The sequence below is a fragment of the Rhodococcus sp. IEGM 1330 genome, from assembly GCF_033142445.1.
In the GTDB taxonomy this organism is placed as follows: domain Bacteria; phylum Actinomycetota; class Actinomycetes; order Mycobacteriales; family Mycobacteriaceae; genus Rhodococcoides.
Genome location: NZ_JAWLSB010000014.1, coordinates 62798 through 74724 on the forward strand (window position 1 = coordinate 62798; position 11927 = coordinate 74724).

An 11927-nucleotide genomic window follows, 5' to 3' on the forward strand; every position below is an offset into this window, starting at 1 on the left:
TCGGAATTTGATCGATCGGGAGCCTCTGAACTCAGGTCTTCCTGTCGTGCTTTCCGGTCGCGAGCTGGACTGCGGTCCGCGTTGCGAGTGACGCGACGACCGACATGTCGGCGCCGGCCACGGAGGCCAGCTGCGCGAACGCGTCGATGACGCTGATCAGGAGCTCTTCGGTGCGTTGCTCGTCGTGTGCGCTGTCGAGGGCATGCCGCAGGCCGGCGCCGTCTGCGTTGATGCGGTGGCTGATAGCTGCTGATGCACGCTGGTAATCGGCGCTCGTCAGCTCGTAGGGCCCGCGGCTCATGACCACCTCCCGGCGAATTGCAGAGCCTTCTGGGCCTCACCGGCACGAATGTTTCGCATCGCCTCTTCGAGGTCTGCGACCGTGATGTTGTAGGTCGTCGAGTTGTCGACAGGCCCACCCGGCTGATTCGCACCGTTGGTGATCTGCTCACCCTTGGCGAGGCCTTGGCCGACGTACGGATCAGCAGGAACCATCGCGCCACCGGACATCGGCCCGGTCGCGGTCATCGCCTCCAGGAACTGCGAGGTGTACGGGTTCTTGGGGTCGAACAGGGTGCCTTCGAGACCGAGGTACTCGAGCGACGAATCCTTCGCGATACCGAGGAGGTCCTGCCCGTAGGACGCGAACCGGCCCGCGTAGTCGTAGCCACCCGCGCCGCCTGCGCCCATGCCGCCGCCCCCGTTGGGGTTGGCTTCCTGCTGACGCTGCTGTCCGTTGCCGAACTCACCGAGCGCACCCGCAGCCAAACCAGGCAACGCGCCGACGCCACCGATCTTGTTCAGCGCGTCCGTACCCGCACTGAGGGCACCGGCACCGCCCGCGCTGAGAGCACCAGCCGCACCCGCAGCGACAGCACCAGCAGGGCCGGTGGCTGCCGCGGCAGTACCGGCACTGAGGCCACCGGCAATGCCCGCACTGAGGCCACCGACAGCGCCGGAACTAAGGACCCCCATCAGCCCCTTGATCGCCTGGAAGCCTTCCGGCTCGAGCACGTACTCGTCCGTGCCCGTCCGGTTGTTGAGCAGGGACAATCCCGGTGGCAGGTTGCCACCGGTGTCGCGGTCGAAGATGAAGTCACCGATCGAATCGACCGGCTTACTCACCAGGTCGGTGAGCTTCTTGATCCCATCGACCACGACATCGATACCGCGAGTGGCATCCGAGATCGACTCCCGAACGACATCACGAACCGAATCGAGCATCGCGCCCGGAATCGCATTCGACTCCGGGGGCCGCTCAGCGAACAGGGACTCGATCTTGGTCTGGATCGGATCCATGATCTTGTCGAAGAACCGTGCCGCGATCGAGCTCTGATCCTCGGCAGTCGGGCCCGCCGCCGCGCCGCCACCGCCCGGACCCGGATCGACGAAGGCACCGCCCGCGATGGGCAGGTGGTACTTCCACGGGAACTGACTGTTGGAAGCACCGGCCGCGCCGCCGCCGTACTGCACGTCACCGGCCCGGCCACCCGCCTCGACGTTGATGTCGGGCAGTCCCTCGAACCCGGACAGGGTGCCTGCCGCGTGACCGCCACCTGCACCGCCCGGGTCGTCGTGGATACCGATCGAGAACCCGGCACCGAGGCCGCGCTTGAATCCCATCGGGCCGTTCTCGCCGCCGTTGAAGCTGCCGGTGAAGAACTTTCGAGTCCAGACGTTCTGCTCGAGGATCGCCGACGCGATGGACGACATGAAGCCGGTGCAGTCGAACGAGTCGTCGACGAACCGGGGACCGGCCCACTGGTAGGGCTTGCCATCCTGGCTCTGTGCGAAGTCGTGGCCGCGTTTCATCGCGTCCCACGCCGGATCGCTCTTGCTGACCCGCCCGCCGGTCTCCATGCCGAGCTGGAACAGGCCCTCACTCGTCGGCCGGTTCCCGCCCTGCGCGGATGCGTTGAAGGCGAGCAGGTTTTCGACACCGGCTCGGTCCACTGCGGGCTTGGACATGACGACTTCACCCGGGGCGAGGATGCGCAGTACGCCGTCCTTGCCCCACTGGGTGCCCGGCTCGCGTGGCACGAAGCCGCCCGTCTCCATTCCGGGAACATCGACGCCGCCGCCGATGAGGCCGACGTCGGTCCAGTCCGGGAGCTTGCCGCCGAGGAAGTTGTCGACCGCACCCCAGGCCCGCCCGATGCCGCCGTTGATGACGTTCGAGATGACCCAGTTGATCGGCTCCGACAGGTAACCGCCGAGCTTGGACCAAATACCGCGGATGCCTTCGACGGTCTCGTCGAAGAACGTCCTGACGCTGGACAGGCCACTGGTCAGGCCCGGGAAGTGCTCGGTGAGCATCGTCGAGATACCGGACCCGATAGCGCCGGGCAGTTCCCCGAACGTCGGGACCGCGCCGTCGGTGATGGTGTTGGTGAAGTGGTCCGCGAGGCCAGTCAGACCGTCCTGCTTGAACGATTCGATGGCCGGGGAGATGTCCTCGGTCCACGTCGTCGACACGGTCGAGGTGAGACCGTTCCAGGCACCGGTCGCGGTGCCACCGATCGACTCGAGGAACTTGGTTCCCAGATCGCCGATCGAGGTACCGAGCTCCCCCGCTTTGGCGATCGTGGCATCCCAGCCGGCCGACACCGTCCCGGTCGTCGAATCCCACAGCCCACCGAGCCAGCCACCTTCGGGCTCCGCGGTACCGTCCATGCCGATACCCGCCTCGGCACCGAGTGAGTCGGCGAGAGCGCCGTAGTCGCGGGCTCCGCGTGGACCCTGACCGGTACCTACAGACGCAGGCTTCTCGTCGTCGCCGAACATTCTGTCCCACAACGCCGATGCCGGGGACTGACCGTCTTTCGCTCCGAGTCCGTCGAACGCGCCGCCGCCGAACCAGTCACCGATCCCTGAGAGTCCGTCCCAGGCCTTGCCGAAGATGTCGCGTTCGTACTCGCCGTACTCATTGACACCACCGAGCAGAGGTGATCCGGCACCTTCGGGCATGGCGCGACTGGATCCGAGACTGAGGTACTTGTTGATGCGGTCACCGGCTGACGGGGCACTGCTACCGCCGCCGTCGAAACTTCCTCCACCACCACCTATTCCAGGCTTGCCGCCTCCCTCACCGTCGCGGGGTATCGGCGCGTCGGGTGTGAAGAATCCGACAATGTTCGCTGCCCCGGAGATGATGTCCGCGATGGCCTGGCAGGTGGTTCGGATGTCTTCGAAGAAGTCCCGGATTGCCTGCTGTCCCTCGGTGGAGGACAGGAACTCGTTCCACTTGTCGAGAGTCGCCTGGATCGAGACGAGCATCCCGTCGCCGGTGTCTTCCGAGCCGTCGAAAATGTTGTCGAGCAGTTCGACGATCGACGAGCCGATGTTCCAGAGCTGACCGAATTTGTCGATCGCCCCCTGGATCATGACTTCGAGGTCCCCGGACTCCCGCATTTCCTTGATGCGGTCGGCGAATCGCGTTGCCCAGCCGAGGAATCCGTCCTCACCTGTCAGACCAGGAAGGAAGTCGGAGCCGACGGTCGCGATGTCGACGAACGCTTCGCCGAGCTGGCCGAACGCGCCCATGAGGTTGTCGACGGCGACCTTTGAGTTCTCGAGAATCCGGGTCAGATCTGTGCCGAACGACTCGGTCGACAGAAAGTCCAGGGCCCCGGACAGGTTGGAGTTGATGACGTCAGCGATGCCGGTCGGGCCCTCTTGCAGGCGAGGGAGCTGAGCGTCGGCGAGTTCGGTGATGTCGGTGCCGATGCCCTCGAACAGCTCGTCCTGCACCGCGAAACGCAGCTCTTTCCATGCTCCACCGAGGTCGCGGAGCTGGACGACGAGATCGCGGGCGTTCGGGGACAGGTTCTCGAGCGCCTTGTTGTAGGCGTCGAGGAGCGGCGCGGACGTCTTGATGGCCTGCGTGGCAGCGAACTGTGCGTCGGCGACGGCCTGGACCGCTTTCGCGACGTTCTTGTTCGAGTCGATGACAGCTTCGTCGGCGTCGACGATCCGCTTCTTCGCCGTGACAACGAGTTCGGAGCCCTCGATGCCGTCCTTCTGCATCTGCGCGGCCTCTTCGCGCTGATCGGCGTTCGACTCGCGGGTCATTTCGAGACGTTGGAGCGACTGCCGGTACGCGAGGTCGGCCTCACGACGGTCCAGCCCGGAAACGGGGCCGTCCTGGCCGAGATTGCGGAGCCGTTCCGCGGCGCGTTCGACGGCGAGGATCGCGTCTTCTTCATCGAGCGCGGACCCCTTGAGCGCGAGGTTCATGTCCTCGATCTGCTCGGTGGCCTGCTTACGTGCCCTGGTCAGGTCCTTCTGGGCGTCGGCTGCGTCTTCGACGGCGCGCTTCTGTGCCTTTTCGGCAGAGGTCACCCCGTCGACAGCGTCGGCGACGGCCCGGTTCGCAGTGGCGATGGCCTGCGCGGATGTCGCAGCTTCGGCACCGGCGTCGGCGGTCAGTGCCTTGCCTGCCGTGATCGCGTCACTGACGCCCTGGAACCCGATGACGAGGGTGCCGATCGCGGCAGCGGCAGCGGCGATGGCAGCAGGCAGCAGGGTGACGACGAGCAGTGCTTCACGGGCCGACGCGATGAGCGGGATCAGGGTTACCACGCCGAGGGCCTTCATCGCGCCGAGCGCGATCCCGGCTACCGAGCCGAGTCGGCCGACCGCGCCTGCTGCTGCACCCGCAGGGCCACCACCGCCGCCGCCACCACCACCGCCACCGCCGGGCATGTTGATGTCGTTCAGGGTGTCGCGGAGATCGTTCGCGGCGTCCTGCAATTGCCGGATACCGTTGCGGGCGTTGGTGGTATCGACGTTGACGTCGATGTCGATGTCGCGGATATTGCGCCGGAACGTGTCCATCTGGGCGCGTGCGCGGGTCAGGTCCAGATTGACGTCGATGTCGATGGTGGTGCCGGCGGCGCGGGTCTCGGCCTGCACCTGTCTGCGTAGCTGCGTCGCGTCGGCGCGCAGCACGACGTCGATGGGGTTAAGGACGATGCCACGGATCTCGGCGTTCGCGTGCTGACGGAAGCCGCTGAAATCCGGCCGAACCGTGAGCGACGCGGTTCCGGCTGAGTACCCGGAATTCGACATCAGATTCCGCCGACGCTGGCGTCGCGGGTAGTGCAGGGAGCTGGTGCGGCGTGCATCGAATCGTCTCCGAGAAAACACGAACGCCGAGCACGCAGAGACCCGTTCGGTGGGTTCTGCGATGCTCGGCGTCGACTCGGAGGTCTTGTTCCTGTCCGACTCGGTGTCGGTTAGGTTTTCGCCGCTCGCCCTACGATCTGTTCAGGATGTATCGGGCTAGCTCACTGAGGTTCTTTGTACTGCTGATTGTATGCCACGGGCGGTTTTTCTACGCCAACAGTCGGTGCCAAATAGGATCCGTTCATGACAGCACTCCTGCACGTGTGGAATCTGGACGGCTCGTCACTCTGCGACGGCGAGAAGACCGATGACGTGGGGTCGCTGCGTCCACCCCCGGAACCCGACCCAGACGCACGCATGTGCGCAGGGTGTGTGATCGCGGTCGAGATCTACATTTCCGCCGTGAAAGGAACGATCCTCGCTTCACGCCCACCGTCGATCTCGGCATCGGAGGCGATTGCACAACTCAGCACAACAAGATGGGCAACCTACGCCGACCTGGACAGTCTCCGCCTCGAGGTGTCCGACGGCCGGACCATGCATGTCTATGACCAGAACTGGACCGCGTGACGGCGACGCCCGGCGGCGGGCTTGGCCCGATTTCTGCTGCCGAGGCCGCCAGTGCAAGAGCTGATCTCGTCGACTTGCACCTTTTCGAGTCATATCTTGCCCCGGTGGGCGTCAAGGGCCTCGCGGTCTGGTGCGACGACTGCGCGAAAGACCACCTGCATGGCTGGTTTCAGCTCCGCATGGCACTTTCCCAGATCCTTGCGGGCCTGGAACCTGAACACGCCGTCTTAGACGACACCGCGAGCGAAACCGAATTCGTCAGCTGGGATTTCTGCAGAGGCTTCGCGGCACACGCGTCGGGCAACTTTGCGGTACACCCGACCACGACGACTTGACTCACTCGTTCAGTCAAGGGGATTGCGAACCCTCTGAGCGGCCCCCTGCACAAGCGTGGATACCGGGTCAGCCAAAGGCCGCGCCGAAGTCGCCGGTCCAGGTCTTGCGGCCGGGCCACCGCGGTGTGATCGTGGCGCTTGAGAGCTCTGCGGCGGCGACCTTGTAGGCGAAGCTGACAGTCACGGTCCCTCCCGGCGCGATCAGGCCGGACCCTTTCAACCAGGCCGGCTCGATACCGCTGATGGTGCCGGCCAGGATCTCACTCGGTGTGCTCACACCAGCAGGTCCGTAGTTGACGTGGGGGGCGTACCAGTCGGCAGCGTCGAGCGTCTCGGTGCCGGTGTTGTGGAGCGCGTAGGAGATGACGGTGTACGGGCCTTCGTCGTCGAGGCTGCTCGTCGATGGGCCTTCGACCACCGCGGTGACAGCGGCTTGGAGGCCATCGTCGTAGTTGAGGGTGTCTCGTGGGCCGGCCACGTTCTCGGTCTCCATGACCTGTTCGGGTGACTGCGCTTCGGCGACCGTCTCAGCGGTGTCGGGTGTGCGCGCCACCGGTGCCGTCGTGTCGTCTTCGATCGCGGAGATCGCCATGCCGCCGAAGAACACGACGAGGAAGATCACACCGAGGGTTTGCAGAGTCTTGTTCGGCCTCTTGGTCTTTGGCTGCGGTGCCGGAATCGGGTGCCGTGCGCGTCGCGCTTGGATTGCGGGTGTCCATTGCGCGCCGTCCCAGTAGCGATCGACCGTGTGATCGACCGGATCCGGGTACCAACCTGCGACTGTCATGGGTAAGGATTACCAGACGCCTCCGACTGACGCGCCGTACGTGATCCTTTGCGCCGAAGCACCATTCGATTGAATGACGCTTCGGCGGGCGCACTCTCCGCGAGCTCAGGATTCGATCGCGGTAATCTTGTCTAGAGCAAGAACTGCACCCGGGAACCGCCCCGAGTGATCCGGTGGATAGGTCAACGTGACGTCGAGGCTCGAAAAGTCTGCGATCGTCCCGTAATAGTCCCCTCCATCGACGGTGGTGATATGAACATCGGTTTCGGTGCTCTTGAGACTGCTGATGATGGCCGGGTCGATCACAGGCTTGTTCCGTTCAGTAGTGGTATCTCGTCGACAGAATGACGAGGTCCGGATTGTCGTCGCTCGGAGGCACATAGACGAGACGATGCTCGGCGTCGATTCGTCGTGACCATGCCCCTGCCAGAGCATATTTCAAGGGCTCGGGCTTGCCGATCCCTACGTACGGGTCGCGCAGTGCCGCGTCGATGAGTTTGTTGATGCGGGCGAGCATCTTCTTGTCGACGACGGTCCAGGACGTGTAGCTGTCCCATCCTTCTTCGGTGAATCGGACTTGGGTCATTTGACCAGCTTTCTGGGTTTCACCTCCCCGCGGCGGGCCTGCTCCATGCTCTTGAGTAGGTGGGTTGCGTTGGCGGGACTGCGCAAGAGGTACGCGGTCTCGATCATCGCGTCGTAGTCGGCCTTCGACATGAGGATCGCGTTACCTCCGTTGGAGACGATCTCGACGGGGGTGTGGTCCTCTACGACCTGTTCGACAAGCGGGAATAGACTTTTGCGGGCTTCGGTGCGGGTGATGGCTGGCATGGGATCTGGGCTCCTCCGGTCCGTGGCGATGGCGGTCACCGACGGACGTGTGCGGCCCGCCTTGCGCGGGCAAATTCTCTGCTTGGCCCCGCATTGCGCGGGAAATCGCCTTAAGTGCGATTAAGGTACCACTTCCGGTACAGGTACCACAAGTGGTACTCATACTGACGTTTCGTCGCACGAATTCACCCCAGCGAGCACGGAGAAAACGCCACGGCCCTCGCGCACGCGTGTGCGCGCCCGCGAGCGCAACCGAGACCGGACGCGACTCACCGGTCTCGGTTGCGTGTGCGTAGGTGTCGGGCGGCCAGCGCTCCGGTCTGATAGGGCGCTATCGCTCCGTTCGGAGGGTGTGGAGTGTGTTTGCGATGTCGGTTCTTCGCTGCTCGCGTTTCGCGACTGCGGCCACGGTCTTTTCTGCGGATTCTTCGAAGCTTCGTTGCCGGAATGGTGCGATGCCGCTCGTCGGGGCGGTCGTGAGGGGTTGGGGTGTGGTTCCGTTGCGGGTGCGTTCGACGTGGGCGTGGCGGCGTTCGTTGATGTCTCCGTCTTCGGCTGCTGCTTCCTTCTTGGCTCGTCTCTCTTCGATGACTGCGGCGACGGTCGCGTCGGCTTCGGTTTGTCGTTGCTGGGCCGGGGTGGGGGTGTTGGTGGCTCGTGCGGCGCGGATGGTGTCGATGGTCGCTGCTTGTTGTTCGGCGCGTTCTTTCGCTGCGATGGCGTCTGCGAGTGCGGTGTCCGCGTTCGTACCCGGGCCGCGGGGCGGGGTCGCTGGTTCGGGTGCGGCAGGTTGGGGCATCGCGGCGAGTCTGGCGGCGACTTCTTCGTCGACCTTTCGGTCGATTCGGGATTGAACTCGTTTGTGCGAGTTGAGTTTCGGTTGGGTGGTCATGTGCGCTCCTCGTCGTGTGGGGTGGGGTTGTTCAGTTCGCTGCGGGTTGAGGTGTGGTGGGGGCATCGCCCGCTGTCGGCTCGGGTGAGGTATCGGCAGGTTGCGTACTGGCATCGCCTCGGCGCGCTAAGGGCTCTTGCTGCTATCCCGCTGCGAGCCATGGTGTTTCAATCTGGATGCGCTCCCATTCGGGCGTCAGGTTGGGAAATGTTGCGCCGTGCTTGGCGGTGTGGCGTCGACGGAATGCTGTGGCGTGCCGGATCGCAATGTCGAGTTCTTCGGCGATGTCGAGGTCTCCGAAGTCGCAGCGTGCGTGAAGGTATGCCGCGACTTCGTCTCGTGCGTTGCGGCGGTCCAGGGTCTTGTCGGCGTGTCGCTCGATGTAGTAGTGCAGGCCATCGAGGAGTCGGCGGGAGTCGTCGAAGTAGCCTGCCGGCCGCTGTTCGAGGATCCCGGCGATATCGGCAGCCAGCTTCGCAGCTTCGGTCGCGGTGAGCCTTATTGCCGGTCGGCCGGATTGGGTCAGGGTGACGGGGTAGTAGGTGTTGCCGGGTAGGGCGAGAGTTGCTGGACGGTTGAGTGGTGGGGCCACCGGCGTTGTCCTTTCGGTGGGAGGTCTAGGCGACGTGGAGTGGTGTTGGCTCGGGTGTTTGCGCTTGGCTTCGCCATTTGCTGACGACTCCCGGTGCGATGTCGAGCTTTTTCGCTACTTCTCGAACGCCGAGTCCTGTCTCGAGGAGTTTGAGGGCTTGGATCTGCGGGTCGATGTCGATGTGTTCGCGGTAGAGGACGACGGCGATGTGGACGGCGACAGGGAGGATGACGGGTGGAACGACGGCGACTGCGACGGCGACGGGTATGCCGACGGCTGGGGTGTTGAGTACCGCGTGTGTGGCGTTGCCTGCCACGGAGACGATGCTGGCGCCGATGAGGACGGTCCAGGCGTACCAGCGGTGTCGTTGTAGGGCTACGACGCCGATCGTGGCGACGATGACGAGTCCGTCGATGGCGATTGGCCACAGGGTGGGAAGGGCGGTTCCTGATTGTTGGGCGAGGTCTCGGAGGCTCGCGAAGCTGAGGGCGAATGAGACGGCGGTGAGGGCGAGGGTTCCTGCTGCGGCGAGGAGGACGACGGTTCGGGTCGATGGGTTCATGGGGTCTCCGGGGTGGCGTGTGTGGTCGGGTGGCGGCGTCTGCGTCGTCGTTTCCGGCGTTGCTCGGTGGCGTCGACGATCGCGTCGGCGAGTTCGAGTGCGTCGCGGTGTTCGAGGACGAAGGTGATCGGGCTGTGTTGGATGCTGAGTTCGATCTGTCCGTTGGTGTTGCGGGTGGCGGTGAGAGCGACCGGGTCGGCTCGTAGTCGTGCGGGGAGTGTGCGAGGTAATGGTGGTTTCACCGGCTTCTTCCGGGCCCGCGTCCGCGGCGTACTCGACGGCGCGCTGGGGGTTGCGCTCATCCCAAGCCCTGTCTGTTGAAGTTGCGCGGTCTGACGGATTCGCTGCTGATTGGTTCGGTGTCCCACGGACAGGCGGAAGCTGTATGCCCAGCAGTGGACTGAAAGTGTTGGGTGGCGAGCATGGCGGCGCCGGTCGCGAGGTAGTCGGCGGCTTTGGTGGAGGCGTTGCCGGTGCGGCGGTTGCCTTGGTTCGCGAATTGGTGCACGAACGTCGCGATCTGGCTGGGGTGGTTCATCGTCGATTCGTGCCAGAGCTTGATCCCGCCCTCGATGTGCTCTCTGGAAGCTCCGTCGGCAAGGAGGGTGCGGATGGCCCCGACCATCGATTTTCGGACTGTCGGGACGACGCCTGCGGGGCAGAGCGCGGCTTGGTAGCGGTCGACGACGGCGTTCGCTTCGACTCGGGTCGCGACGACGGACGACGAGTGGTCCGGGACGACGGCGAGCTGACCCCGGTCCGAGACAGTTCCGGAGCCCGGTGGTTCGTCAGGATTGTCGATCGATGGATTCTCCTCCTCCGCGTCCCAGACGTCGGGCAGGCTTTCCGCCGGCTGATCGCATCGGTTCGAATCCCATACAGACTGCAGGGGGTCTATGGACGTCATTTCTTCTTTTTCTCTTCTCTCTTCTTCTCTCCTCTCCTCTGTGGGCGTGACGTCACGTGAAGTGTCACGTGACAATCGCCCCTCAGCAGCTCGGTCTCGTTCACGCTGACGAGCCTTCCTGTCTCGGTCACTACTTCTACGTTTCACCAGCTCATCACCCTTGTCTTGCCAGTCTGCCCATCGGACTATCCGGTAGATCGTGGCGGCTTTGGCACGTGACGGCGTGTTTTTGAGATGAGCTTTCGAGCGGGTTTGAGATGGTGCTGACTGTGCATTTGAAACGTCGGTTACCGCGCTGTTGAGATGACCCTGATCGTGATCCGACGGGGCATCGATGACCTCCCAGAGGCCGACGTCGACGAGCTGCTGGGCGAGGCTTTCGACGCGTCTGAGGCCGAGGTTTTTCAGTGCTGTCGATGTAATGCGGCCGCGGTTCTCTGCGTTCCCGCAGTAGGCGAGGGAACGGGTGAAGAGGCGTTCGGCGTCAGCGGAGATGGCTTCGATCTTCGGATCCGTGTAGTAGGTGGTCGAGAGCGCGACGTAGATCATGCCGCCCCAACCTGCTTCCACACACGGCATACTCCACGTGATCGCGACGGCCGTGGTGACTCCTGAAAGCCTGCATACTCGATCAACCCGCTGCGGTGTGCCTCTGCGAATGCGAGGCCCCACCAACGCGGGTTCGGTGGGTCAGGTAGTCCGTACTCGTCGGAGAGCGTCCATGCTGTGAAGCGGACCTTTTCCTGCGACGCCCGGCCGATGGCTGCGAGCGCATGGTAGGTCCAGCGCTTCTTCAGCGACTCTGCAACAGGCATGTCAGGCAGCAGCGGTTGCCGTGGGGTCGGTGCCCGAAGTATCATGACCTTGACTCCTTTTCAATTGTGCGAGCTGGTCTTTCAGCTCGATCGGGTAATGCTGTTGGGGTTGCCCTGTGGGTGTCGGATTTGCTGGTGAAGTGGATTTACGCGTCCGGTGTGCCAGCACCGGAACTACCGCGGATCCACCGGAGTGGGTGAAGGGTCAGCCGCTCGGCGTTTCGACGCCGAGCGGTTTCCCACCCTTCAAAGGTTTTCTCGGACAAACGCATTCATTCTGATTGCCTCCTCGTCACGCAGCAGCGGTGATCCGAGATTTCGGCTCGCGATGGCGAGCATGATGTCTTCAATGAGCTGGTCAGCCATGCTCTGGGACATGACCAAGCGGACATCTCCGACTGAAATGGTCACGTCGCCGCCCGTCGCGATGTCTACCTGCGGCCTGTCCCCGACCTCGGCCTGTGCACGAATTTTCATGCAGCGGTTACCTTTTGCGGCCGTTCGATTCC

Annotated in this window: 14 protein-coding genes; 2 read left to right on the top strand and 12 right to left on the bottom strand. The window is 64.0% G+C overall.

The annotated features are described in order from the left end of the window. Positions 1–31: 31 nt before the first annotated feature. Together R4P57_RS24795 and R4P57_RS24800 are read right to left on the bottom strand one after the other, a co-directional pair. A complete protein-coding gene (locus tag R4P57_RS24795) occupies positions 32–301 on the bottom strand; it encodes a hypothetical protein (protein WP_317805525.1) in 270 nt (89 codons plus the stop codon). Further along, complete coding sequence (locus R4P57_RS24800; RefSeq protein ID WP_317805526.1) at positions 298–5070, bottom strand: hypothetical protein; 4773 nt, start codon at positions 5068–5070, stop codon at positions 298–300. Before R4P57_RS24800 ends, R4P57_RS24795 begins: the two co-directional genes overlap by 4 nt. Positions 5071–5370: 300 nt before the next feature. Here R4P57_RS24800 and R4P57_RS24805 point away from each other — a divergent pair, with 300 nt between their 5' ends. Together R4P57_RS24805 and R4P57_RS24810 are read left to right on the top strand one after the other, a co-directional pair. Further along, on the top strand, positions 5371–5697 hold the full coding sequence (locus R4P57_RS24805; protein ID WP_317805527.1) for a hypothetical protein: 327 nt from the start codon (positions 5371–5373) through the stop codon (positions 5695–5697). Next, positions 5694–6032, top strand: a complete 339-nt coding sequence (locus R4P57_RS24810; protein WP_317805528.1) for a DUF5319 family protein — start codon at positions 5694–5696, stop codon at positions 6030–6032. Before R4P57_RS24805 ends, R4P57_RS24810 begins: the two co-directional genes overlap by 4 nt. Before the next feature lie 67 nt (positions 6033–6099). On the opposite strand, the gene R4P57_RS24815 is transcribed toward R4P57_RS24810, so the two are convergent. From R4P57_RS24815 to R4P57_RS24860, 10 genes are all read right to left on the bottom strand, one after another. Further along, positions 6100–6819, bottom strand: coding sequence for a DUF2510 domain-containing protein (locus R4P57_RS24815; protein ID WP_317805529.1), 720 nt, complete (start codon positions 6817–6819; stop codon positions 6100–6102). Positions 6820–6924: 105 nt separating this feature from the next. Beyond that, positions 6925–7125, bottom strand: coding sequence for a hypothetical protein (locus R4P57_RS24820; protein WP_317805530.1), 201 nt, complete (start codon positions 7123–7125; stop codon positions 6925–6927). Positions 7126–7138: 13 nt separating this feature from the next. Then, positions 7139–7405, bottom strand: a complete 267-nt coding sequence (locus R4P57_RS24825; RefSeq protein ID WP_317805531.1) for a Txe/YoeB family addiction module toxin — start codon at positions 7403–7405, stop codon at positions 7139–7141. Continuing rightward, on the bottom strand, positions 7402–7650 hold the full coding sequence (locus tag R4P57_RS24830; protein ID WP_317805532.1) for a type II toxin-antitoxin system prevent-host-death family antitoxin: 249 nt from the start codon (positions 7648–7650) through the stop codon (positions 7402–7404). Before R4P57_RS24830 ends, R4P57_RS24825 begins: the two co-directional genes overlap by 4 nt. A 331-nt stretch (positions 7651–7981) precedes the next feature. Further along, positions 7982–8542 carry a hypothetical protein gene (locus tag R4P57_RS24835; protein WP_317805533.1) on the bottom strand — a complete coding sequence of 187 codons (561 nt, stop codon included), beginning with the start codon at positions 8540–8542 and terminating at the stop codon, positions 7982–7984. Positions 8543–8684: 142 nt separating this feature from the next. Further along, entirely contained in the window at positions 8685–9134 is a 450-nt protein-coding gene (locus tag R4P57_RS24840; RefSeq protein ID WP_317805534.1) for a hypothetical protein, read from the bottom strand. Positions 9135–9159: 25 nt separating this feature from the next. Then, positions 9160–9696, bottom strand: a complete 537-nt coding sequence (locus R4P57_RS24845; protein WP_317805535.1) for a DUF2637 domain-containing protein — start codon at positions 9694–9696, stop codon at positions 9160–9162. After that, the gene (locus R4P57_RS24850; RefSeq protein WP_317805536.1) at positions 9693–9998 is read right to left on the bottom strand and encodes a hypothetical protein; all 306 of its coding nucleotides are present in this window, start codon (positions 9996–9998) and stop codon (positions 9693–9695) included. The genes R4P57_RS24845 and R4P57_RS24850 overlap by 4 nt, the downstream gene beginning before the upstream one ends. Then, positions 9995–11152, bottom strand: coding sequence for a hypothetical protein (locus tag R4P57_RS24855; RefSeq protein ID WP_317805537.1), 1158 nt, complete (start codon positions 11150–11152; stop codon positions 9995–9997). The genes R4P57_RS24850 and R4P57_RS24855 overlap by 4 nt, the downstream gene beginning before the upstream one ends. A 512-nt stretch (positions 11153–11664) precedes the next feature. Then, complete coding sequence (locus tag R4P57_RS24860; protein WP_317805538.1) at positions 11665–11895, bottom strand: hypothetical protein; 231 nt, start codon at positions 11893–11895, stop codon at positions 11665–11667. Positions 11896–11927: the final 32 nt, after the last annotated feature.

What these genes read in the sequence shown, in the direction of transcription:
- R4P57_RS24795 (WP_317805525.1), bottom strand. Translation starts at nt 301, where the DNA reads ATGAGCCGCGGGCCCTACGAGCTGACGAGCGCCGATTACCAGCGTGCA.
- R4P57_RS24800 (WP_317805526.1), bottom strand. Translation starts at nt 5,070, where the DNA reads ATGTCGAATTCCGGGTACTCAGCCGGAACCGCGTCGCTCACGGTTCGG.
- R4P57_RS24805 (WP_317805527.1), top strand. Translation starts at nt 5,371, where the DNA reads ATGACAGCACTCCTGCACGTGTGGAATCTGGACGGCTCGTCACTCTGC.
- R4P57_RS24815 (WP_317805529.1), bottom strand. Translation starts at nt 6,819, where the DNA reads ATGACAGTCGCAGGTTGGTACCCGGATCCGGTCGATCACACGGTCGAT.
- R4P57_RS24825 (WP_317805531.1), bottom strand. Translation starts at nt 7,405, where the DNA reads ATGACCCAAGTCCGATTCACCGAAGAAGGATGGGACAGCTACACGTCC.
- R4P57_RS24830 (WP_317805532.1), bottom strand. Translation starts at nt 7,650, where the DNA reads ATGCCAGCCATCACCCGCACCGAAGCCCGCAAAAGTCTATTCCCGCTT.
- R4P57_RS24835 (WP_317805533.1), bottom strand. Translation starts at nt 8,542, where the DNA reads ATGACCACCCAACCGAAACTCAACTCGCACAAACGAGTTCAATCCCGA.
- R4P57_RS24845 (WP_317805535.1), bottom strand. Translation starts at nt 9,696, where the DNA reads ATGAACCCATCGACCCGAACCGTCGTCCTCCTCGCCGCAGCAGGAACC.
- R4P57_RS24850 (WP_317805536.1), bottom strand. Translation starts at nt 9,998, where the DNA reads ATGAGCGCAACCCCCAGCGCGCCGTCGAGTACGCCGCGGACGCGGGCC.
- R4P57_RS24855 (WP_317805537.1), bottom strand. Translation starts at nt 11,152, where the DNA reads ATGATCTACGTCGCGCTCTCGACCACCTACTACACGGATCCGAAGATC.
- R4P57_RS24860 (WP_317805538.1), bottom strand. Translation starts at nt 11,895, where the DNA reads ATGAAAATTCGTGCACAGGCCGAGGTCGGGGACAGGCCGCAGGTAGAC.